At 74.6% G+C, this 22,741-nt stretch carries 15 protein-coding genes; 2 read left to right on the top strand and 13 right to left on the bottom strand.

All coding sequences use genetic code 11. The features are described from left to right. Positions 1 to 103: 103 nt before the first annotated feature. A complete protein-coding gene (locus RM812_RS21660) occupies positions 104 to 3,472 on the bottom strand; it encodes an FtsX-like permease family protein (protein ID WP_311574876.1) in 3,369 nt (1,122 codons plus the stop codon). Between the two features lie 233 nt (positions 3,473 to 3,705). Further along, positions 3,706 to 4,119 (bottom strand): globin, encoded by a 414-nt coding sequence (locus RM812_RS21655; RefSeq protein WP_311574875.1) that lies wholly within the window; start codon positions 4,117 to 4,119, stop codon positions 3,706 to 3,708. Positions 4,120 to 4,190: 71 nt separating this feature from the next. On the opposite strand from RM812_RS21655, the gene RM812_RS21650 reads away from it, so the two are divergent. After that, positions 4,191 to 5,165 (top strand): methyltransferase domain-containing protein, encoded by a 975-nt coding sequence (locus tag RM812_RS21650; protein ID WP_311574874.1) that lies wholly within the window; start codon positions 4,191 to 4,193, stop codon positions 5,163 to 5,165. 48 nt (positions 5,166 to 5,213) lie between these two features. Here RM812_RS21650 and RM812_RS21645 read toward each other — a convergent pair whose 3' ends face one another. The 11 genes from RM812_RS21645 to RM812_RS21595 form a co-directional block, all read right to left on the bottom strand. Next, positions 5,214 to 6,863, bottom strand: coding sequence for an FHA domain-containing protein (locus RM812_RS21645; RefSeq protein WP_311574873.1), 1,650 nt, complete (start codon positions 6,861 to 6,863; stop codon positions 5,214 to 5,216). A 55-nt stretch (positions 6,864 to 6,918) separates the two neighbouring features. Then, positions 6,919 to 8,265: a vWA domain-containing protein gene (locus RM812_RS21640; RefSeq protein ID WP_311574872.1), complete on the bottom strand. Its 1,347-nt coding sequence runs from the start codon at positions 8,263 to 8,265 to the stop codon at positions 6,919 to 6,921. A 216-nt stretch (positions 8,266 to 8,481) separates the two neighbouring features. Next, positions 8,482 to 9,846 (bottom strand): PP2C family serine/threonine-protein phosphatase, encoded by a 1,365-nt coding sequence (locus tag RM812_RS21635; RefSeq protein ID WP_311574871.1) that lies wholly within the window; start codon positions 9,844 to 9,846, stop codon positions 8,482 to 8,484. Further along, the gene (locus RM812_RS21630; protein WP_311574870.1) at positions 9,847 to 12,723 is read right to left on the bottom strand and encodes a serine/threonine-protein kinase; all 2,877 of its coding nucleotides are present in this window, start codon (positions 12,721 to 12,723) and stop codon (positions 9,847 to 9,849) included. A gap of 22 nt (positions 12,724 to 12,745) precedes the next feature. After that, on the bottom strand, positions 12,746 to 14,080 hold the full coding sequence (locus RM812_RS21625; RefSeq protein WP_311574869.1) for a hypothetical protein: 1,335 nt from the start codon (positions 14,078 to 14,080) through the stop codon (positions 12,746 to 12,748). A gap of 100 nt (positions 14,081 to 14,180) precedes the next feature. After that, the gene (locus RM812_RS21620) at positions 14,181 to 15,242 is read right to left on the bottom strand and encodes a glutamate ABC transporter substrate-binding protein (protein WP_311574868.1); all 1,062 of its coding nucleotides are present in this window, start codon (positions 15,240 to 15,242) and stop codon (positions 14,181 to 14,183) included. A gap of 89 nt (positions 15,243 to 15,331) precedes the next feature. After that, on the bottom strand, positions 15,332 to 16,747 hold the full coding sequence (locus tag RM812_RS21615; RefSeq protein WP_311574950.1) for a hypothetical protein: 1,416 nt from the start codon (positions 16,745 to 16,747) through the stop codon (positions 15,332 to 15,334). 232 nt (positions 16,748 to 16,979) lie between these two features. After that, entirely contained in the window at positions 16,980 to 17,951 is a 972-nt protein-coding gene (locus RM812_RS21610) for an N-acetylglucosamine kinase (protein ID WP_311574867.1), read from the bottom strand. After that, the gene (locus tag RM812_RS21605) at positions 17,942 to 19,207 is read right to left on the bottom strand and encodes a 6-phospho-beta-glucosidase (RefSeq protein ID WP_311574866.1); all 1,266 of its coding nucleotides are present in this window, start codon (positions 19,205 to 19,207) and stop codon (positions 17,942 to 17,944) included. Before RM812_RS21605 ends, RM812_RS21610 begins: the two co-directional genes overlap by 10 nt. 90 nt (positions 19,208 to 19,297) lie before the next feature. Then, positions 19,298 to 20,509 (bottom strand): ROK family transcriptional regulator, encoded by a 1,212-nt coding sequence (locus RM812_RS21600; protein ID WP_311574865.1) that lies wholly within the window; start codon positions 20,507 to 20,509, stop codon positions 19,298 to 19,300. Positions 20,510 to 20,663: 154 nt separating this feature from the next. Then, entirely contained in the window at positions 20,664 to 21,764 is a 1,101-nt protein-coding gene (locus RM812_RS21595) for a mechanosensitive ion channel family protein (RefSeq protein WP_311574864.1), read from the bottom strand. Positions 21,765 to 22,097: 333 nt separating this feature from the next. Between RM812_RS21595 and RM812_RS21590 the strand changes: the two genes are divergently transcribed. Beyond that, entirely contained in the window at positions 22,098 to 22,634 is a 537-nt protein-coding gene (locus tag RM812_RS21590) for an HNH endonuclease (RefSeq protein ID WP_311574863.1), read from the top strand. Positions 22,635 to 22,741: the final 107 nt, after the last annotated feature.

Below are 22,741 nucleotides of genomic sequence, written 5' to 3'. Positions count from 1 at the left end.
ATGCCGGGTGTCACCTTCGGCGGGGACGCGGTCGCGGGGTGGGTGAGGGAGGGGAGTGTCCGCGCGCGACTCCCGGTGGTCCCTGCCGCGGGACGGTCGCGGTTCACCGCGCCTCACCTCCCTGTTCCCTCAGGGTTGCCGCCGGGTCCGCCCGGCGGAGGGCCAGGGCGGCCGTGACCAGCAGCGGCGTGAGGGCCGTGGCGGCCAGGAGGACGGCGACCCGGGTGGCGGGCAGGGCGACGAGCACGTCGGGCACCGGGTGAGTGGCCTCGGGGGTCAGCACGATCAGGGGGATCACCGCACGGGCCAGGACGGCGCCCAGTGCCGTACCCACCAGCAGGGCGATGGCCAGCAGGACGCCCTGCTCGACGGCGACCGTGCGGGCCAGCCGGCGACGTGGGGCGCCCAGAGCGCGCAGGATCGCGAACTCGGCGCCCCGCGCCCGCAGCGACCCCGTCGCGCTCACCGCGAACCCGACCGCCGCGAGCGCCGCCGCCACCCCGGCCGCCGCGGCGAACGCCGTCTCCGGGCCGGCGCCGAACGGGTCGTCGCGCAACTGCCCGGCCAGCTCGTCCCGCACCACGACCTGGCCGGGCTCCAGGTCGGGGAAGGCACGCAGCGCCGCGGCGACCCCTGCCGCGTCGCCCGGCTCCGTCCGCAGCCACCACTCGGTGGGCGGGAGGCTCTGGCCGTCCTTCGCCTGGAGCACCCGGTTCACGGACCGCAGGTCGACCAGCAGGCCTCCGCCGTCCTTCGCCCTCGCGTCCGTCGCTTCCGTCGCGCCTGCCGTGCCCGTCGGTTCGGTCGCGGCGGTGGTCGGCAGGGCGCGGACCGAGCGCACGATCCGTACCGGGAGGCTCCGGCCGGCCAGCGTGACGTCCACGCGCTGTCCGGTGCGGGCGCCCACGGAGTCGAGGAAGCGGTCGGTCGCCACCGCCGTGATCTGCGGTGGCGGGGGCTGTACGACGTTCAGTCGCACGGTCACCGCAGGCATCGCCCAGGTCTCGTCGGTCGGGACGTACCCGGTGCCGTACTCGACCGACGGCGCCCCGGACGGCCGCATCCGGGGCTTGGTCGGGCTGGTGTCCGCGTTGGGCGACGAGACCTGCCCGTCGCCGCGCACCGAGGCCGTCCAGGAGGCGGGCAGCGGCAACCGCCGCACGGTCCCGTCGGCCGCCGTGGCGGTCAGCTGCTCCAGGGTGAGGCGGTGCTGCTCCGCGCGGCCGATCGGCTGGACCATGACCAACTCCAGGCCGGTCACGGTCAGCGGGCCGGCGGACACCGCGAGGTCGAGGGTGCGGCTGCGGCCGTCGGCGGCCAGCTCCCCGGCCGGCAGCCGGAACGGGGTGCCGTAGCCGTCCTGCACGGTGACCGTCACGTCCGCCGTCGTGGCCGCGTGCCCATCGGTGCCCGCGTCTGCGTCCCCGCCCGTGGGCGTGCCCGTGTCGGCACCGGAACCGTGCAGGGTCGCCGTCACGCCCAGCCGCGCGGTGCCCCCGGGTACCTTCGCGCCGGCCGGCGCTCCCTCGGAGTCCAGCGGGGACAGCAGCGAGCGCGCCGGCTCGGGCGACAGGTCGGGGCGCAGCAGCAGCGTGTCCTTCGCGTGCGCGGTGTCCAGCGCCAGCACCGTCGCCGTCCGGCCGCCGGACAGGGGCAGCGCCGCACGGGCCGCGGGGGCCGCTTCCGTCACGCCGGGGACGGCCGCGTACGTCTCGGTGCGGCCCGGCTCCACCGACCCGGCGGCCAGCAACCGCACCGGTGCGCCGGCCCGGAAGTCCGCCTGGTCGTCCTGCGAGCGGTCCCAGGACGCGCCCTGGCCGACCGCCAGCATGCCCAGGGCGACCGCGAGCACCAGCAGCAGTACCGGCCCGGCCCCGCGCATCGGACGGCGGCTGAGCTGCCAGCCCGCCAGCGCCGAGGTCAGCCCGCGCCCACCCGCAGCCCGGCGCTCGGCGAGCCGCGCCACCGGAGGCAGCAGCCGCAGCGTCAGTACCGTCCCGGCCAGCAGCGCCAGCGCGGGCGCCGCGACGAGCAGCGGGTCGATGCCGAGCGCGCCCGTGCTGTCGCCGGTCACCGCGCCCGAGGTCTGCCGGGACAGCTGCCAGTAGGCGACGCCCGCCACCACCAGCAGCCCGACGTCCGCTCCCGCGCGCAGCGGGGCGGGCAGCGCCCGGGCGCGCCCCCGGGCGGCCAGGGACGCGGTCAGCGCGGGCAGCGTCACGGCCAGCGCGCACCCCAGGGCGGCCACCCCCGCCACCAGCCACACCGTGCCGCCGCCCCACGACGGCACCTGGAGACGCAGCCCGATCCGGGCCAGCGACCCCTGCCCGGCCAGCAGCCGGGTCAGCGGCCCGGCGAGCAGCGGCGCGCAGACCAGTGCCGGCACGGCCAGCAGCAGTGCCTCCAGCGCGGCCAGCCCCGCGATCCGCGCCCGGGAGGCGCCGCGTGCCCGCAGCAGCCGCAGCTCGCTCGCGCGCTCGGCGCTCAGCAGCCGGGCCACCAGCAGCAGCGCGCAGCCCGCGAGCAGGGCCAGCTGGAGTGCGACCACGAGCAGCGTGGAGCGCGAGACCAGCAGGGAGCGGTCGAGCCGGTCCAGGACCTCGGGCAGGGAGGTGCCCGCGGCGGTGGTGCCGCTGAGGACCGGGCGCCCGCGCAGCCAGGCCGTTCCGTCACGGGCCGCCGCGCGCAGCGCGTCCGTCCGGTCGGTCGTCACCGAGGAGAAGTCGGCCGTGGCCAGCCACCCGGAGGGCCCGCTGCTCACCTCGCCCCCGGTCAGCACACCGGGGGCGGCGAGCAGCGGCCCGTACGTCGTGAAGCCGCCCTGCTTGACGCCGCGCCCGGCGAGGTCGTCCAGCCGCCAGTACGGCGCCGTGGCCTCGGTGGGCCGGTACAGGCCCGTGACCTCGACGCGTACCGGCGGGCCGCCGAGCCGGTCGGTGAGGGCGAGGCGGGTGCCGGGCCGGACGTGGAGGCGTTCGGCGGCGGCCGTCGGCAGCGCGGCCTCGATCCGTCCGTCGGCCTGTCCGTCGGCCTCCCGGGGCATCCGTCCCTCGGTGACGCGGACCTGGCCCGGGTCCAGCGCCGCGAAGTACGTCAGGTTCGGGTCGTCGGACCGCTCGCCGCGTGGGCGCAGCGTCTCCGGCAGGCCGTACGGGCCGGACCGCACCAGGGGCCGCACGGTGACCGGCAGCCCGTCGAAAACGTCCCGGGCACCGGTGCGTACGGTGCGGTCGGCGTCCTCGCGCCCGCCCTTCGGCACGTCCGCCTTGACGATCAGCGCGGCGTCGGCGGTGTTGCGGGGGTCCCGCAGGGCGTGGCGCAGCGCCGCGTCGCCGATCGCGCCCGAGTACGCGGTCAGGGTCGTCAGCACCGCCGTGGTGAGCAGCACCGTGAGCAGGGCGGCGGCGAGCAGCAGGCGGTGCGCCCGCGCGCGCAGCAGCACGAACCCCGCGAGTCCCCCGAACCCCGTCACCCAGCCCCCCGCCACCCGTCACCCGGTCCCGGCCCCCGGCGTTGTCGTCCAGACTTGCGGGCGATGCTGTCAGAGTGGGTGCGGCGGAAGTAAGCACTTGGGAACGGGACTTGACCGGATTGTGACCGGATTCCGGGGACGGCTGACCGGAATCCGCGCCTCAGTCCCTACGGCGGGTTCGGTGGTCGTCGGTGGTCAGTCGGCCGGTCCGGTCCGGCGGTGGGACCCGCGGGTCAGTCCGCCGTGTTGATCATCGAGGCCGCCGCGTACGTCAGGTACTTCCACAGCGTCTGCTCGTGCTCCTCGGACAGCCCCAGCTCGTCGAGGGCGACCCGCATGTGCTTCAGCCACGCGTCGTGCGCCGCCCGGTCGACCGCGAAGGGGGCGTGGCGCATCCGCAGCCGCGGGTGGCCGCGGTTGTCGCTGTACGTCGTCGGACCGCCCCAGTACTGCATCAGGAAGAGCGCGAAACGCTCCTCGGCCGGGCCCAGGTCCTCCTCCGGGTACATCGGCCGCAGGATCGGGTCCTCGGCGATCCCCTCGTAGAAACGGTGGACGAGCCGGCGGAAGGTCTCCTCCCCGCCGACCTGCTCGTAGAAGGTCTGCTCCTGAAGCGTGCCGCGCCGAATCTCATTCACGTCGTCCATGGTCTCAGACGCGTGGACATAGGACTTGAGGCTTAGGACCCCTGCTCCTGTCAGGCCCGTACTGTGGAGGCATGGGCGGGCACCAGGACCTGGACGGCCTCGCCGCCTCCGCGCGGGCGGAGCTGGTGCGGGAGATCGAGCTGAGCGGCGCCTGGACGGCCGACCCGGTGTGGCGGGAGGCCTTCGCCACGGTCCCGCGCCACCTCTTCGTGCCGTACTACTACGTCGGCGTCCTCGGCGGCTACGAACGCCGGTGGGGCGAGCACCCCGACCCGGCGGCCCGCGAGCGCTGGGTGCTCGGCGCCTACGCCGACACCCCGCTGGCGACCCGGATGCGCGACGGTGAACTGCTCTCCTCCAGCAGCCAGCCGTCGCTGATGGCGATGATGCTGGTGGAACTGGGCGTGACGGACGGCGACCGGGTCCTGGAGATCGGCGCCGGCACCGGCTACAACGCCGCCCTGCTCGCCCACCGGCTCGGCGACGACGACCTGGTCACCACCGTCGACCTGGACCCGGAGATCACCGAGTCGGCCCGCCGGCACCTGACCGCCGCCGGACACCACCCGGTCGTCGTCACCGGCGACGGGGCGCGCGGCGTACCCGAACGCGCCCCCTACGACCGGATCCTCGCCACCTGTGAGCTGCCCTCGGTCCCGCGCGCCTGGCTCGCCCAGTGCCGCCCCGGCGGCCGGATCCTGACCCCGCTCGCCACCGGCCTGGTCGTCCTCACCGTCCGCGACGCCGAGCACGCCGAGGGGCACTTCCTGCACACGCCCGCGTACTTCGTGCCGTTGCGCGGCGCGGAACGGCACGAGCCGGAGACGCCCAACCTCGGCGGAGTGCCGCGCCGGGCCCGGGACGACGACCTGTTCCGCTTCCTGCTGACGCTGACCCGGGGCAGCCTCGATCCGCAGGAGGCTTACGCGCTGTGGGACCGGGAGGACGCCCCGCGCCGCGAGCGCTACGGCATCACCGTCAGCGGCGAACGGGCCTGGGCGTGGCTGGACGACCCGGAGGGCCCGTACGCCTGGCCGTTCACCTGACGGGCCCGACAGGCCGACCGGCCTGACGGGCCCACGGGCTCCGCCCGGTCATCCCCGACGGATCGTGATCGTCGTCCAGGCGCCGACGTGCACCCGGTCGCCGTCCTGGAGCGGCACCGGCACGAAGGGCTGGATCGGTTCCTCGCCGCCGTTGACCGTCGTGCCGTTCGTCGAGTTCTGGTCGACGACGGCCCAACTGCCGTCCGGCTGCTGCACCAGTACCGCGTGCTGGTGCGAGACGCCCGGGTCCTCCGGCGGCACCGCCAGGTCGATGTCCGGGGTGTCGCCGGTGGAGTGCCGGCGGCGGCCGATGGTCATCTGGTTGCCGGTGAGCGTGCGCTGCTGCTCGGGGGAGTACGCGGGCAGGTTCAGGCCCGCGGCCTCGGGGCCGGAGCGCTGCATCATCGCCATGAAGTAGTCGCGGTCCGGACCGATGGTCGCCGTCCAGGTCGCCGGCTGCTGGGGCCGCTGCGGTTGCTGGGGCTGCTGTGGGAAGCCGGGGCCGGGCGGGGGCGGCGGGGCCTGGGTGGCGCCGGGCTGCGGGTAGCCGTAGCCGCTGCCCTGGGCCGGACCCGGGCCGTTCGGACGACCGGGACCGCCGGGACCGCCGGGACCACCGGGACCACCGGGACCGCCCGGTCCCGGCTGCCCGGTGGACGACGGCGGGGAGAGCACCCAGTCGTCGTCACCGCCGCCGAAGGACGGGCCGCCCTGCTGCGGCCGGTTGGTCTCCCGCGGGAAGGCGGGCGGGGCCTGCGGACCGGACTGGTACGCCTGCGGGGCGCCTCCCGGACCACCGGGACCGGGTGGCGGCGGAACGGGCCCGGGCGGCGGCGGAACCGGCCGCGAGGGGTCGGCACCGAAGCCGGGCGGGGCGGGCGGACCGGAAGGACCGTTCGGGCCACCGGGGCCACCGGGGCCGCTGGGACCACCATGTCCGCCGGGTCCGTTCGGGCCACCCGGACCACCGGGTCGGCCACCAAAGGCACCGGGGCCACCAGGACGGCCGCCGAAGCCGCCGGGACCACCAGGGTTGTAAGGGTCGGAGGGACCATGCGGACCGCCCGGACCACCGGGACCGCCGCCCGGACCACCGGGACCGCCGTTCGGACCACCGGGACCGCCGTTCGGGCCACCGGGCCTGCCCTGGCCACCCGGACCACCCTGGCCACCGGGACCGCCCTGGCCGGCCGGACCGCCGGGGCCCGACGGGTCGCCGCCGAACGGCGGTCCCGGCGGGATCGGCTCGGCGGGCCGGTTCATCTGGGACGGGCGGGAGCCCTGGTAGTCATACGAGTCACCGCCGCCGTACGACGGCCCCGTCGGCGGCTGCTGGAAGCGGGGAGCCGGACCGGGCGCCGGCGGGCGCGGGGCGGCCGGGGTGTACGAGGTGGCGGTGTTGGTGAGGAAGTTCCAGCGGCACTCCTCGCAGAACGGCGCACCGCCCTCACGCGGCGTGCGGCACTGCGGGCACAGCTGCGGCTCGGCGGCGGGGCCACCGCCCGGACCACCGGGACCGCCGGGGCCCCCAGGGCCACCAGGGCCTCCGGGACCCGCGGGTCCGCCGGGCGGCGGGAAGCCGTAGCCACCGCCGGGGGGCGGCGGGGGAGGGGGCGGCACGGCACCGGCCATGCGGTGACCGCAGACCTCGCACCAGTCGTCGGAACCCGACTGGTGTCCGTTCGGGCAGGTCGGCATGTCGGAGCTTCCCCCTCTTGCGGAGCTTGTCGCTGTGTTGTCCTGCGTGACTTCTCTACTTCTTTACACGAACAGTCTTTGTCGACCGGGTCTCGAGAGTCATCTCGTCGGCCTCCTCGACCTTCGCTTTCAGTCGCACAGTACCTGCCGCCGCGTCCACCACGTCCACCACCTTCGCAAGCAGTTTCGCCGTATCCGCGTTTCCGGAGGCTCCGGCGAGCTGGACCGCCCGGCCCAGTTTGGCCGTTGCTCCGTCGATGTCTCCCGCTTTGCGCAGATCGAGGCCCTGTTGGATGACTTGCGCCAGTTCGGCCTGCCCGGTGTAGTGGGCCACTTGCGGGTTGATCGACGTGGAGGCGGTCATGTCGTCCGTCCACACGGCCCGTACGAGACCCTGCGCGCCGAGGTTCCGGACGGTGCCGTCGGGCTCCGGAATGACCAGGGACACACGGGCGGCCAGCATCTCCTGGCCGATGTTCGCGGCCGGTACCCGCACGCAGACGTGGTAGTCGCGGGACTCGTCGCCCCAGGAACCGGTGGGGTAGTCCCCGGCGCGCGGTCCCGCCTCGGTGCGACGGTCGGTCAGTTCCTCGACCGTGGGGGCGACCTGTTTGACGAACCTCACCGTGGTGCCGACCGGGGTCCACAGGCGCAGGGCGACGTCCGCCACCTCCTTGCCCATGGCCGTCTCCATCATCTGCGTGAAGTCGGCGGCGAGACCCGCCGGGTCGGCGACGATGTCGGCGGTGCCGAGCAGGGCGGAGGCGATCCCTGTGACTTCTTTCACTTCCCAGTCGGTGCCCACGCCGCGGGCGTCACAGGTGAACCGCCCGGCGCAGGTGTCGAGCGCCGCCTTGAGGTCCTCGGGCGACTCGTGTTCGTTGCGGCCGTCGGTGAGCAGGATGCCGTGCCGGATGGAGACGTCCGCGGTGGCCAGCAGCCGGTCGGCCAGCCGGAGCCAGGTGCCGATGGCCGTGCCGCCGCCCGCGCTCAGCCTGCGCAGGGCCTGTTTGGCCTGCTCCCGGGTGGTGGCGTCGGCGACCGCGAGGCGGCCGCCGCCCGGGTAGACCTCCTTGGCCACGTGCGTGCCGCCGACCACGGCGAAGTGCACGCCGTCGCGCAGGGTGTCGATCGCGGCGGCCGTCGCGTCCCGGGCGTTGCGCATCTTGGTCGGCGGGTAGTCCATCGAACCCGAGCAGTCGACCATGAGCGCCACGGCCGCGGACGGGCCCTGGCCCGGCGAGTACAGGTGGGGCGCGGCGACCACGCTCCCCATCGTGCCGCCGCCGGTCGCGGTGACCGTCACGATGGCGTTGACCTCTACTCCGCCCTCGGGCAGGTACTCGTTCTGGTAGACGTCCACCGAGAACTGCGGCACGTTCGACTTCGAGAAATTGGCCATGCCGGGTCGCATCCCCCTCTACGTCCCCACGGTGGTGGGGTGATGGCTACTGGCGCGGACCGCCCCCTGCGGCCCGCGAGACCGCCCCGCGTGCGTACCGAGCCGTACCGAGTACTGCTGAGCCGTGCTCGGCCACGTCGTCACGTCACCACGTCACCACGTCGTTACGGCGTCACGCGCCACGTCGCCACGTCGCCGTGACGCCGTGACACGGCCTCAGGCCGATCCTGCCCCCTGTGACGGGGCGGGGAACGGCAGCAGCGCCACTGTTACGTTGTCGTGGCCCCCGCCGTCCAGGGCGTGGCCGACCAGAACGCGGGCGCTGTGCAGCGGGCGCTGGGCGGCGTCGAGAGGTACGGCCTCGGCCATCTCCTCGGCGGACTCGGCGTAGTTCCACAGGCCGTCCGTGCAGACCACGACCACCCCGGGGCGGTCCGGCTTGAACGACGCGGTGTGCGGCTCCAGTTCGTACGCGTCGGCGCCGAGCCAGCCGGTGATCGCGTGGGCGCGCTCGTCGGCGTACGCCTCGGCCTCGCTCATCAGACCTGCGGCGACCATCTGCGCGGCCCACGAGTCGTCCTCGGTGAGCCGGGCGGGCGGGGTGCTCCGGTCGACCGGCACCCAGTAGACGCGGCTGTCGCCGACCCAGCCGACGACGAGCAGGCCCGAGGCCACCACGGCGCCGACCAGGGTGCAGGCGGGGGCGTTCTGGTGCGGGGCCTGTTCCAGGGCGGTCCTGGGCTCCTCGGCCAGCGCGTTGACGGCGTGCGAGGCGGCGAGGATGGCGTCGTGCATGGCCTGCTGCGGGTGCGTGCCGCGCGGCAGGGCGCCCAGCAGCGACTCGCCGGCCGCCCGGGACGCGGCGAGCGAGGCGTCGTCGGGGCGGGTCGCGGAGGACACGCCGTCGCAGACGATCGCCACGGTCGCGGGCGCGCCGTCGGGCAGCGCGGTGCAGCCGACGGAGAACGCGTCCTCGTTGCGGTGGTGGCGCAGGCCGCGGTCGCTGACCGCGGCGACGGGGCCGGACTCCTGCTCCATGTGGTCGCGTTCGCGGGGCTGGGCGTGGCCGCAGTTCTCGCAGTAGCCGTCGTCGTCGACGCGGCCGGCGCGGCAGGCCACGCAGACCTTGTCGCCCGCGGCGGGCACGGACGCGGCCGGCGTGCCCGCGGCCGGCTCCGCGGCCAGCCTCGGGTCGGGCGCCTGCAGCGGGTATTCGTCGGGCTCCTGCCGGTCGGGACGGTCGAACCGCACGCCGGGCGCGGGTGGCTCCGGCGGTGTCGGCGGCAGCGGGGAGCCGCCCGAGTCGGTGCCGGGCAGTTCGGCCGCCGCGTGCACCGGGGCGGGGTGGCCGTGGCCGTCCGAGTCCCGTGCCACGGGCCAGTCCACGCCGTCCGGCGCCGGCGTCGGCGGTGGGGCGGGCGCCGCGCCGTTGGCGGCGATCGTCGGGCTGTCCACGGGCCGCGCGGGCACGGCGGACAGGTCGTATCCGCACGCACCGCAGAAACGGTCGCCCGACTCGAGGGGTTCCTCGCAGCTCGGGCACTTGGACACAGCGGCCTGCTGGGGCATCTGCGACATCAACTACACCCACGTCCGGGGGCGGTAACGATTGGCACGTTCCACCAGGTCGATCCTTTCCTCGCCGCCCCGCGCCAGCCGGGCCAGCGTGCGGTACGAACGCTCCAGGCCGAAGCGCAGGCCTCGTTCGTCCAGGCCGCTGCCGAGCAGCGTCCGTCCCCCGGCGGCGGGTGGGACGGAACCCCGACCTCCGGAGAGTACCCAGTCCAGCGCGCAGCCGAGGACCTCGGCCGACAACTGCTCGCGGCGCGCCGGATCCAGACCGTACACGTCCAGCGCCTCGACCTGCCGCGCCGCGGCGACCAGATCGTCCAGGAACGCCACGTCGCCCGCGGTCGCGGTGCGTTGCCGCAGCCGTGCCCGCACGGCCGCGACGCGCGCGCCGGTGTAGTGGATGGACGACTCCGGCACCGACTCCAGCGTCCGTACGGCACCGGCCCGGTCGCCGCCGGCGAGCTGGACCCGGGCCAGCCCGAACGCGGCGCTCACATGGCTCGGGTCGGACGACCACACCAGGCGGTAGTACTCGGCGGCGTTGTCGAGCTGGCCCAGTACCTCCGCGCACAGGCCGAGCGCCAGCTTGGGCGCGATCTCGCCCGGGAAGGCGTCGTAGATCGCGTCGAAGGCCAGCGCGGCGCCCTCGTGGTCGCCGGTCACCAGCGCGGCCAGCCCCCGGTACCAGACCACCCGCCAGTCGTCCGGGCGTTCGTCCTCCAGCGATCCCAGGGTCTCCAGCGCGCCGGGCGCGTCGTCGTTCTCCAGCCGGGCCCGGACCTGCCGCAGCCGGGTCTCGGTCGACGGCGCGGGAGCGGCGGCCAGCGCGATCAGCAACTCGGCCGGCGCGGACGCCATGAGGCCCGCCAGGAAACCCGCGTTGGGGTCGCCGGCGTCGACCCGGGGGACCGGCAGGGCGAGCGCGGCAATGGGCGCGTCGGCCGACTTGACCAGACCGGGGGCCCCGCCGCCCGGGCCCGCCCCGCCGGACGCTGCCACACCCGTGCCTCTCCCGCCGCCCGGCCCGACACCGCCGCCCGGCCCGACACCGCCGCCCGGCCCGACACCGGCGCCCGGCCCCGGCCCGGTGCCGGCAGCCGCACCCACGCCGGCACCCGGCCCACCGGCCAGTCCGGCACCCGGGCCCGTTCCGCCCGTTCCGCCCGTTCCGCCTCCGGCACCCGGGCCCGTTCCGCCTCCGCCGCCCGGTCCGGCAGCCGCGCCGATCCCGCCGTGCGGTCCGGCGCCCACGACCGTCCCGCCGGGCGCTCCCACGGCTGCTCCCGACCCGCCCGGCAACGCGGGCCCCGCGCCCGCGCCGCCCGGCAGGGGGGCCGCCGCGGGCCCGGCGCCGCGCCGCCGCCGCGTACGGGCCACCCGCGCACCCAGCCGCGACACCTCACCGTCCAGCCGGGGGAACAACTCCGTGTCCGTCACCCTCACCTCGGGTCCGAACAGCGTGGACACGGCGGGCCGGGCGCGGCCCGTCTGGACCGAGACCACCTCGCGCAGCACACCCGTCAGCTGCTCCGCCATCTCCTGCGCGGAGGCGAACCGGCGCGCCGGATCGGGTTCGGTGGCACGCACCAGCAGCCGGTAGAACGACTCGTACTGCCGGAAGACCTCGATGGAGTCCGGGTCCGGCAGGGAGTCGGCGAAGACGGTGGTGTAGCCCTGGAAGTCGAACGTCAGCACGGCGAGGGTACGGCCGACGGTGTACAGGTCGGACGCCACCGACGGGCCGACGTCGGCGACCTCCGGCGCCTGGTAGCCCACCGTGCCGTAGATGGCCGACTCCTCGTCGTCCATCCGGCGCACCGCGCCCATGTCGATCAGTTTGAGCTGGTCCTCGGCCTGTATGGCGTTGTCGACCTTGAAGTCGCAGTACAGCAGCTTGCGGCTGTGCAGATGACCGAGCGCCTCCAGCGCCTCGATGCCGTACGCGCAGGCCTGCTCCACCGGCAGCGGGTCCCGCCTGCCGTCCGGGGAGCGCCGTCCGTTGGCGATCTCCTTCAGCGACTTGCCGCCGACGTACTCCATGACGATGTAGCCGTCGAGGGAGCCGGTGCGCTGGTCGAGGTGCTCGACGAAGTTGTAGATCCGCACGATGTTGGCGTGCTCGATCTCGGCGAGGAAGCGCCGCTCGGAGATCGCCGCCGCCATCGCGTCCTGGTCGCCGGTGTCCAGCAGGCCCTTGAGGACCACCCAGCGGTCGGAGACCGCCTTGTCGACGGCGAGGTAGACCCAGCCGAGCCCGCCGTGCGCGAGGCAGCCCACCACCTCGTACTGGCCGTGCACGACGTCCCCGGCCTTCAGCTTGGGCACGAACGAGTACGGGTGGCCGCACTTGGTGCAGAAGCCCTCCGTGCGTCCCGGCCGCTCCCCGCGCGAGCGCCCGACCGGCGCGCCGCAGTCCGAGCGCGAGCAGAACCGCTTGCGCTCCGGCACCTCGGGGTTGTCCAGGACCATCGCGCGCGGGTCGGGCCGCGGGATCACCGGGACCTCGACCAGGCCGGCGCCGAGCCGTCCGCGCGCGGAGGAACCGGCGGGGGAGCCCGAGCTGCGCACCGACACCGACCGGCTCGTCGACCGGCCCGACAACGACCGCGACAGCCGCCCCGACACCGAGCGCCGGGACTTCGACGACTGCGACGACGTACGGGAACCGCTGACGCCGGAGCGTGCACTCCCGCTGCCGGACGAACCCCGCGACCCGCGCGAGCCCCGGCCGCCACCGGTGATGCCGGTGGGCGTCGAGCCCACCATGCCGTTGGAGGCGACGACCGGCGCGAGACCGCACGTGTCGCAGTACAGTTCGCCGCCGCCCATGTCCTCGTAGGCCCCGCCGCAGCCGGGGCGCTGACACGTCCGCCCTGCCTCACTCATGTCGCTGCTTCCCCCTTGTCACTCACGCGCCGGGCCCCGTCCGGTCCACCGGCCCGCCCTGGCCGGGCACGCGCGGGGCGGAGCCGAGCAGTTCGACCGCCGCGTACTGGTAGCGCAGCACGGCCTGTTCGGCGACGCGCAGATCGCAGGGCGCGCTCCACAGCATGCGGCGCGCCTTCTCGTACTTCTCGACCAGCTCGGGGTCCTCGGCGAAACCGAGCCGGGCCACCTTCGCCTTGTACGCGTCCAGCCGGCCGCGCAGCTCGGCGCGGACCGCGAGCGGCGCGGTGACCGCCGTCAACGACTCGCGGGCGCGCAGCAGCTCGTCCTCCGCCTTCTCCTCCAGGGACTCCAGGAGCGGGGACAGCCGGTGCCACTGGGCGTGCCTGCGGTACTCGGCGGCCGCCGCGAGCTGCTCCTGCAGCACGATGGGCGGTCCGCTGACGACCGGCACCTCCGTCGCGGCGATCTTCGCCAGCACCTCGCCGCGCGCGGTGCGGGCCTCGGCGAGCGTGCGGTCCGCACGGGAGAGCACGTCCCGCAGCCGCACGATCCGCTGCTCGGCGTCCTGGCGGACGGCCAGCACGGCGTCGATCTCGCGGCGCACGTCCTCCAGGGCGCGTGCCTCCCGGTCGTAGACCATCGTGTCCGGCCGGCCGCCGCCGGGCGCCGAACTGCCCTCCGCGGGCCGCCAGAAGGCCAGCGGGTCGGACACGACCTGCTCGCGCAGTTTGGCCAGGGTGCGGGTGATCCGCTCCAGGTCGTCGCCTGCCGGGTGCTCGCCGGGGCGCACGCCCACGGAGTGCGCGAGCCGGCGGGTGCGCTGGAGCTCGGCGGCGAGTAAATCGATCCGGGCGGGCAGCGCCGACCACACCGCGTCGGCGGCGACCACCATGTCGAGGGAGGTCGCGTAGAGCTGGTTCATCCGGTCGACCAGCGTCGCCAGCGAGTACCGCTCGCTGAGCCGGCCAGGACCGCCGTGCAGCGTGGGCGCGTTGGCCGTGGCGGCGGCGCTGCCCGCCACCGTGACGGCCTCGCCGCGCAGCAGCTCCGTCAGCTCCACCAGGTCCTCGCGGCTGGACCAGCGGCGCCGGGAGCGGATCTCCCGGGCCGTGCGCAGCGCGCCCGTGTAGGCGTCGAAGTAGGTCCACAGCAGCGTGATCGACGCCTCCGCGGCGGCCCAGCGCTCGCTGGTCACCCCGGTGAGCTCGGCGCCTTCGAGGAGTCTGCGGCCCGCGTGGTCCTGGAGGGCGAGGAGCGAGGTCTCGATCGCCTCGTGCTCCGCGCCGAGCCGCGCCAGCGCACGGTCCACCTCGTCCCGGTCCATCACCGGCCCGGTGGGTCCCGTGTCGCCCATCGATCACCTTTCGCTGTCGCGGACTTGCGCGTGCTCTTCTTCTGCTCCGCGGACTCTGCGGACTCTGTGGTTGCTGTGGTTGCTGTGGTGCGGCGGTCGGTCAGCTCTTGCGCAGGTACTTCGGTTTTCTCGGCGGCTCCGACTTCGCCCAGTCGTCGCCCATGGTCTCCGCCAGCCAGTCCTCGTACGACCGCTGCCAGCCCTCGGCCTCGTCCGCGCGCCACTCCACGAGGATCTGGTTGACCCGGCGTACCAGATCGTCGGCGTCCTTCTTCATCGCCACGCCGTAGTACTCGGTGGTGAAGGCGTCGCCCTTCAGCTCGACCGTGGGATCCTGCGCCGCCTGACTCGCGGCGAGCGCGCCGTCGGTGACCACCGCGTCGACCTCGCCCAGCTGGAGCCGCACCAGGCAGTCCAGTTGGTTGGGCACGGTGGTGCGGAGGTCGGCGTCGGCGGCCAGTCTGCCGTCCTTCTGGTCCCGCTGCAGCGTGCTGAGCGCGGTGGAACCCGCCGCCGTGCAGATCCGCTTGCCGGCCAGCGTGCTGTCGTAGCCGGTGATCGACGAGGACTTGGGAGCGAGCAACTGCTGGCCGGTCTTGAAGTACGGGGCGGAGAAGGCGACCTTGTCCAGGCGGTCGCAGCTGATGGTCATGGTGCGGACCACCATGTCGACCCGTTCCTCCTGGACCGCCGGCTCGCGCTGGTTGGTGGGGATCGCCTTGAACTGCACGGCGTCCCGGTCACCGAGGATGTCCTCGGCGATGCGGTGCACCAGGTCGATGTCGAAGCCCTCCAGCTCCGCGTCACCGCCCTTGTTCGGGTCGCGGTAGCCCCAGCGGTAGCTGTTCTGGTCGACGCCGACGATCAGCTTGCGCTTCTCGCCCTCACGGCTCCGGATCTTCTCGATGGTGGGGCCGTCGGCGTCGTCCGGGGACAGGGTCTGCTGCTCCGGGGCCGTGCACTCCTGCGCGGCCCGTGCCTGGCTGCCCCGGGCGGCGCCCCGGCCGCCGCTGTCCGCGCCACCGCCCGCGCCTCCGCCCTCGCCGTGCGAGCGGACCACCGGCAGGAGCAGGGCGAACAGCATCGCGAGGGCGCAGGCGAACGCCATCGCTCCCACACCGCCCCAGCCCTTCAGGCCGGTTCGAAACCGCTGTGCACGCATCCTCACACCCCCTTTCACGGGTTCCCCTTCCCGCCGGTCCGCCCACCGGTCCGTCGGGTCCCACCGGTCCGCCGGGTCCGCACCCCGCTTCACCGGTACTCCGACAGCCTGCGGCCGATGCCCAGCAGCGCGACGGCCGCGCCCAGCACCGCGAGGACGCCGGCGCCCTCGGGCAGGTACTTCATCGCGCCCAGGCCGTCGCCCGCGGCCTGCTTGAACTCCGCCTTCTCGTGGGCGAGTGCGGTGGCGAGCGCGGCGTCGACGCCGTCGAAGCACTCGGCCGTCGCGCCCTTGCCGCCGATCACCAGGTCCAGCGCCTGCTGGTAGTTGCCGTTGTCGTCCTGCTCACGGGCCGACGCGTGGCGCTTCTTCCACTCCGCCATGTTGCCCTTCGCCGCGCCGACGGGCTGCTTGCCCGCCCCGTCGTCGGCGAGCCGTTCCGCGTCCGCCAGGCTCTCGCCGAGGGCGTCCATGTTCTTGCCGAAGGCCACGTCGTAGGCGTCGAGCGTCTCGTCGCCCACCTTCTTGGTCTCCGCGCCGCGCGCCACCAGCGTGAGGTTCTCGTTGCCGCGGGCCTTGAGGGAGGCTATGCGGGCCGCGTTGAGCGCGTTCAGGGAGCGCACGCCGTGCTCGTGGGAGTCGGTCAGGTTCGACCGGGCGACGCTGTGGCCGACGACCAGCCAGAGCAGGACGATCGTGGTGGCGGTCGTGGCGGCGACGAGGCCGTGGTTCAGCACGCGGTTGGTGCGCCGGTAGTTGCGGTGCTGGGACCAGCCCAGCGCGGCGAGCGCGAGGACGCCGATGACGATCGCCGCCCAGGGATACGGCTTGGCGTCGCCGTAGTCGGCGCTCAGCCGCTGGTTCTCCTTCTGGTAGAGGTCCTCCGCCGCCGGGAGCATCTCCTTCTGCATCTTCTCGTTGGCGTAGCGCAGATAGGCGCCGCCGACCGGGAAGCCCTGCCGGTTGTAGGTGCGGGCGCGCTCGACCAGGCCCTTGTACTGGGGCAGCAGGCGGTTGAGCTTGGTGATGGTCGCCGCGGCGGGGGAGTCGGCGTCGGAGTTGGCGGCGGCCTCCACGAGCCCCTCGGCGGCGGTACGGATGCCCTTCTCGTACCCGTCGCGGGAGTCCTTCGTCTCCTGGCCGCCGGCGAGGAAACCGCTGGAGGCCGCGGTGTTGGCCTCGGCGAGGGAGCGGTAGATCTCGGCCGCGGCGGTGCTGAGCGGCTGGCTGCTGTGCAGCACGTCGTCGGCCGCCGTGGACCGCTCGTTCATCTGCCAGGCGGTGACGGCGCCGAAGGCGACGACGAGCGCGGCGAGCAGCGCGCCGATGATGCGCAGCCGCCCCGGCTCGGTGACCGCCGTCGCGCGCAGCCGGTCCAGGCCCTCGGCGAACGCGGTGCGGCGGGGTGCCGGGGGCGGGGGCGGGGGCCCGGCGGGAGCGCCGCCGCCCGGTCGCTGCTGCGGTACCGGCCGGGAGCTCGGCGGCACGGCGGGCGGGGTGGGCATGCCCGTGCCCGGCGGCGGCGCCGCGCCGCCCTTCGGCGGTTGAGTCACTGCTGACCTCCCCCATGGTCATCCGTCGCCGCAAGTATCGCTGCCCGCACCGACATTCGCACCGGCCTTCACCCGATCTTGTTCGACCCAGGTGTGACGCACCACCACCCCTGCCCATGAATACGCCACCGGAACCGGTTCGGTTCCCCCGGCCGGGACCCGACCGGAACCCGGCCGGGGAACCTCAGACGGCGAAGTGCGCCCGCACCCGCTCCCGGGCCCCCTCGGCCGCCCCCGTCCGGTCCAGCCCCAGCAGCGCCGCGCCCAGCACGGGCCGCGCGGTCACCACCCGCGGCACGGCCTTGGGGGCACGGGCCGCCAGCAGTTCCCGTACCCGGTCGTCGAGTTGCGGGTGCCGGGCGGCCAGCACACTGCCGCCCAGCAGGACCGGTGTCTCCTCCGCCAGCAGGTCGAGCCGGGTGAGCGCGACCGTGGCCATGGCCACCACCTCGTCGGCCTGTCGCTCGACGATCGACCGCGCCAGCGGGTCGCCGTCCTGAGCAGTGGCGAACAGCACGGGGGTCAGCTCGTGGCGCCGGACGGGCTCGATGTGCCGCAGGTGCAGGGCCTCGATCAGGGCGTACATCGAGCCGAGCCCGAAGTGGGCCGGCAGGGCGCGGGCGAGTTCCGTGGGCTGCCCGCGCCCGTCCTCCGCCCGCGCCGCGTGCCACAGCGCCTCCTCGGCCAGCGCCCAGCCGCCGCCCCAGTCACCGGAGAGGCGTCCGACGGCGGGGAAGCGGGCGGTGCGGCCGTCGGGACGCATGCCGACGCAGTTGACGCCGGCCCCGCAGACGACGGCGACCCCGCGCGGTTCGGACACACCGGCCCGCAGGATCGCGAACGTGTCGTTGCGCACCTCCACACGCGTGCCCCACGCGCGCGCGTGCAGCGCGGCGGCCAGCTCCTCCTCCTCCACGGGCAGGTCCGCGTTGGCCAGACACGCCGAGACGTGGTCGACGGAGGTGACACCGGCCGCCGCGAAGGCCCGCGCCACCGCGTCGGCGAGGGCGTCCACCGCCCGCTCGACACCCACGGCGGGCGGACGGAAACCGCCCCCGCGGGCGGTGGCGAGGACCTCCCCGTCGGCCGTCACGACCGCCACGTCGGTCTTGCTGTTCCCCGCGTCGACGGCGAGGACACGTGCGGTCAGGCCCACGCCAGGTGCTCCCGGTTGTGCGCGATCAGCCGGTCGGTGAGCTGCTCGGCGTACGCGTACTGACCGACCAGGGGGTGGGCGAGCAGCGCCCGGAACACCCGCTCCCGCCCGCCGCGCAAGGCCGCCTGGAGGGCCAGGTCCTCGTACGCCGTCACACTCGCCATCAGCCCCGCGTACAGCGGGTCCACGGCCGGTACGGGCAGGGGAACCGCGCCCTTGGCGCCCACCGCGGCCGGTACCTCGATCACCGCGTCGTCGGGGAGGAAAGGGAGCGTGCCCCGGTTGCGGGTGTTCACCACCTGGTACGGGGAGCCCGCGCCGCCGAGCAGGGCGGCGGCCAGGTCCACGGCCGCCTCCGAGTAGTAGGCGCCGCCCCGCTTCGCCAGCAGGGCGGGCTTCTCGTCCAGGGCCGGGTCGCCGTACATCCGCAGCAGCCGCCGCTCCATCTCCGCCACCTCGGCGGCCCGGGAGGGCTTGGTGCGCAGCTCGTCCACGACCTCGTCGTGCGCGTAGTAGTAGCGCAGGTAGTAGGAGGGGACGACACCCAGGCGGTCCAGGAGGGGCCGGGGCAGGCGGAGGTCGGCGGCGACCGCGTCGCCGTGCTCGGTCAGCAGCCGGGGCAGGACGTCCTCGCCCTCGGGGCCGCCGAGGCGGACGCCGGTCTCCCAGGTGAGGTGGTTGAGGCCCACGTGGTCCAGGTGGACGTCGGCGGGCGCCACGCCGAGCAGCGCGGCGAACTTGCGCTGCAGGCCGATCGCCACGTTGCACAGGCCGACCGCCCGGTGCCCCGCCTGGAGGAGGGCGCGGGTCACGATGCCGACCGGGTTGGTGAAGTCGACGATCCAGGCGTCCGGGTTGGCGCGGCGGACCCGCTCGGCGATGTCCAGCACCACCGGCACCGTGCGCAGCGCCTTGGCCAGGCCGCCCGCACCGGTCGTCTCCTGGCCGACGCAGCCGCACTCCAGCGGCCAGGTCTCGTCCTGCTCGCGGGCCGCCTGCCCGCCGACGCGCAGCTGGAGCAGGACCGCGTCGGCGCCGTCGACGGCAGCCTCCAGGTCGGAGGTGGTGACGATGCGGCCGTCGTGGCCCTGCTTGGCGAAGATGCGGCGGGCGAGGCCGCCCACCAGCTCCAGCCGGTCCGCCGCCGGATCGACGAGGACCAGTTCCTCGACCGGCAGGGTGTCCCGCAGCCGGGCGAAGCCGTCGACGAGTTCGGGCGTGTAGGTCGAACCGCCGCCGACCACGGTGAGTTTCATGTCGTCATCAACCCTTTACTCCGGTGATCACAGGGGCCATGTGGTGCAGAGGGACGGGTGCTGTGCGGTGGTGCCGGGGGGCGGGTGGGCTCAGCGCGAGGTGTCGAAGACCTCGTCGCGGGTGGTCGCGAGCGCGCTCTCCAGCGCGCCGCGCAGTACGGGGTGCTCGGTCACGCCACCGACGACGAGCCGGGGTCTGGACGCGGCCAGCTCCTCCAGCTCGTCCTGGACCAGGGCACGCAGCGGCTCGCCGCCGGCGGTGAGCGAGGTGCCGCTGAGGACCACCAGCTCGGGGTCCAGGACGGAGACGAGGGAGGCCAGGCCGGTGGCCAGGCGGGTGGCGTAGGTCTGGAGCAGCCTGCGGTGCGGGTCGTCGTCGGCCCGCGCCGCGCGGGCGACGAGGGCGGCGGCGACCTCCGGGTACGGCCCCGCGGGTACGGGAGCGACGCCGAGCTCCCGGGCCAGCCCCGGAACCGCCTGCGAACCGGCCAGCTCCTGGAAGCCGCCGCTGCCCGTACGGCTGACCTCGCGGACCAGCGGCGCGCCCGGCACGGGCAGGAACCCGACCTCACCGGCGCCTCCGGTCCAGCCGCGATGCAGCCGGCCGCCGAGGACCAGGGCGGCACCCAGGCCCTCCTGGTTCCACAGCAGGACGAAGTCCCCGTGGCCCCGGGCCGCGCCGAGGCGCTGCTCGGCCACGGCGACGAGGTTCACGTCGTTCTCGTACTCGACCGGCATCGGCAGGGCGGCGGCGATCTCGTCGAGCAGGGTGGGGGAGTGCCAGCCGGGCAGGTGGGAGGCGTAGCGCAGCCGCCCGGTGCCCGGATCGAAGGCGCCCGGGGTGCCGATGACGAGGCGGTGGACGACGCCCGGGGCGAGTCCGGCCGCCTTCACCGCGCCGTCGAGGGCGTCGGTGACCTGCCGGACCACGGGGGTGGCGGGGCGCCGGACCGGGGTGGGCAGTTCGTGACGGCCGACGGTGCGCCCGGTGATGTCGGCGACCGCGGCGACGATGCGGTCCCGGGTGACGTCCAGTCCCGCGGCGTACGCGGCGGCCGGGTTGACCTCGTACAACTGGGCGCCCGGGCCCGGCCGGCCCTCCGTGGTGCCGCCGGCCAGCACGAGCCCCGCCGCCTCCAGGCGGGCCAGCAGCTGGGAGGCGGTCGGCTTCGACAGGCCGGTGAGCTCGCCGATCCGGGTGCGGGACAGCGGCCCGTGCTCCAGCAGGAGGTCCAGGGCGGCCCGGTCGTTCATGGCGCGCAGGACGCGCGGGGTACCCGGCGTACCGGCGGTTCCAGGCATGCGTCTCCACCCGTGGGAGTGACTGTAAGGAAAGTTTCCTGTCGGTCCTGGCCTAGAAACCTAGGTCCGCCGGGGACGGGCGTCAAGACACCGCCCCCGAGGTGACGCGCGTCGTCACCTCGGGGGCGGTGGGGCGTGCGGAGCGCCGGGCCGGTTACTTCGCGGTGCTCGGCGGCGGGATCGGGGACGCCGCGACGGACTGCGGCGACGCGGTGCTCGCGTACGCCGACGGGGCGGCGACGCCCGCGGTCGGGTCGGGGGCCGCGGGGGCGTCCACCGGGACCGTGGCACCGCCGACGATCGGGATGTCGGCCGCGTCGAAGGCGCGCTTGATGCGCCAGCGCAGCTCGCGCTCGACGGTGAGGGACTTGCCGGGCATGGTCTTCGCGGAGACCCGCACCACCATGGAGTCGAGCAGCACGGAGTCCAGGCCGAGTACCTCGATCGGGCCCCAGAGCATCTCGTTCCAGGGCTCCTCCTTGCTCATCCGCTCGGCGACCGCGCCGATGGTCTCCCTCACCTTGTCCAGGTCCTCGTCGGAGCGGACGGTCACGTCCACGCCGGCCGTCGACCAGCCCTGGGAGAGGTTGCCGATCCGCTTGACCTCGCCGTTGCGGACGTACCAGATCTCGCCGTTGTCGCCGCGCAGCTTGGTCACCCGCAGCCCGACCTCGATGACCTCGCCGGAGGCCACCCCCGCGTCGATGGTGTCGCCGACGCCGTACTGGTCCTCCAGGATCATGAAGACGCCGGAGAGGAAGTCGGTCACCAGGTTGCGGGCGCCGAAACCGATCGCCACGCCCGCGACGCCGGCGGACGCCAGCAGCGGGGCCAGGTTGATCTGGAAGGTGCCGAGGACCATGAGGGCCGCGGTGCCGAGGATGAGGAAGCTGGCCATCGAACGCAGGACCGAGCCGATGGCCTGGGAGCGCTGGCGGCGCCGCTCGGCGTTGACCAGCAGCCCGCCCAGGGCGGTGCCGTCGACCGCCCCGACGGTGCGGTTCATGCGGTCTATCAGTTTGGTGATCGCCCGCCGTACCACCGCCCTGAGCACGGCCGCTATCACCACGATCAGCAGCACCCGCAGCCCGATCGCGAGCCACGTCGACCAGTTCTCCTCGACCCAGCCGGCGGCGTTGGACGCGCGCTCCTGGGCGTCCTGGAACGAGGGCACCGCCGGGGTGCCCGTCGATTCCGACGGGGACGGGGACGGCGACGGACCGGCGGCCCGTAGGACGGCGGTGGACAGGGACACGGCGGATACCTCCAGATACGGCGGCCCGTCCCGGCGCGGACGGTCCCGGCGGGGCCGGGTCCGCAGTCCGGTCCAAGGTCACGGAAGGGTCACCGGACGGGCAGAACCACCACACTAACGGGGCACCACGGAGGGAACGGCGCGAAGTGCGCGGGAGAGAGGGGGCTCACCCGCGCTTGAACTGGTCACGGTCATGGGGATGCATCCCCTGTGGTCGAAAACACTCCCAGCCCGTTACCGGGACATGGTGGCGCTTCCACCAGGCATGAGGGGAGACTGACTACGGATCGTCCCGGCGCGAGCCACGCGCCGCCGGCGTACAAGGAGGCATCCGTGCCGCATGTCCTGGTCCTCAACGCGTCGTACGAGCCACTCGGCGTCGTACCGCTCCGCCGCGCGCTCGTCCTCGTCCTCGAGAACAAGGCCATATGCCTTGAGGAGTCCGGCGCCCATCTGCACAGCGCGACCGTCACCGTGCCCGCACCCAGCGTGGTCCGGCTCAAACGATTCGTGCGGGTTCCCTACCGGGGGCCCGTCCCGCTCACCCGCCGGGCGCTCTTCGCCCGCGACGGAGGCCGGTGCATGTACTGCGGTGGCGTCGCCACCAGCGTCGACCACGTCGTCCCGCGCAGTCGCGGGGGCCTGCACGCGTGGGACAACGTGGTGGCGTCCTGCCGCCGCTGCAACCACGTCAAGGCCGACCGGCACCTCGTCGAGCTGGGCTGGCGCCTGCGCCACAAACCCGCCCCGCCCACCGGACTGGCCTGGCGCATCATCGGCACGGGCCACCGGGACCCGCGCTGGCTACCGTACTTGCAGCCGTACGGCGCGGACGACGCCATGGCCCGGATCGACGGCATTTCCGCCTGACGATCCGGGCCTTCGTGTGCGGGCGCTCCCGCGAGGGCGTGAACACTTGGGGCCGAAGTGTTCACGTTTTCGCGGAGGGGGCCGGGCGCTGGGGGCCCTGCGCACTG

The organism is Streptomyces lancefieldiae, from assembly GCF_031845825.1.
Lineage (GTDB): Bacteria > Actinomycetota > Actinomycetes > Streptomycetales > Streptomycetaceae > Streptomyces > Streptomyces lancefieldiae.
This window is presented reverse-complemented; position numbering and strand designations above follow the sequence as displayed.

Excerpts from the sequence above, each read along its gene's own strand:
- RM812_RS21655 (WP_311574875.1), bottom strand. The coding sequence starts at position 4,119 with ATGGACGACGTGAATGAGATTCGGCGCGGCACGCTTCAGGAGCAGACC.
- RM812_RS21650 (WP_311574874.1), top strand. The coding sequence starts at position 4,191 with ATGGGCGGGCACCAGGACCTGGACGGCCTCGCCGCCTCCGCGCGGGCG.
- RM812_RS21645 (WP_311574873.1), bottom strand. The coding sequence starts at position 6,863 with ATGCCGACCTGCCCGAACGGACACCAGTCGGGTTCCGACGACTGGTGC.
- RM812_RS21640 (WP_311574872.1), bottom strand. The coding sequence starts at position 8,265 with ATGGCCAATTTCTCGAAGTCGAACGTGCCGCAGTTCTCGGTGGACGTC.
- RM812_RS21630 (WP_311574870.1), bottom strand. The coding sequence starts at position 12,723 with ATGAGTGAGGCAGGGCGGACGTGTCAGCGCCCCGGCTGCGGCGGGGCC.
- RM812_RS21625 (WP_311574869.1), bottom strand. The coding sequence starts at position 14,080 with ATGGGCGACACGGGACCCACCGGGCCGGTGATGGACCGGGACGAGGTG.
- RM812_RS21620 (WP_311574868.1), bottom strand. The coding sequence starts at position 15,242 with ATGCGTGCACAGCGGTTTCGAACCGGCCTGAAGGGCTGGGGCGGTGTG.
- RM812_RS21615 (WP_311574950.1), bottom strand. The coding sequence starts at position 16,747 with ATGCCCACCCCGCCCGCCGTGCCGCCGAGCTCCCGGCCGGTACCGCAG.
- RM812_RS21605 (WP_311574866.1), bottom strand. The coding sequence starts at position 19,207 with ATGAAACTCACCGTGGTCGGCGGCGGTTCGACCTACACGCCCGAACTC.
- RM812_RS21600 (WP_311574865.1), bottom strand. The coding sequence starts at position 20,509 with ATGCCTGGAACCGCCGGTACGCCGGGTACCCCGCGCGTCCTGCGCGCC.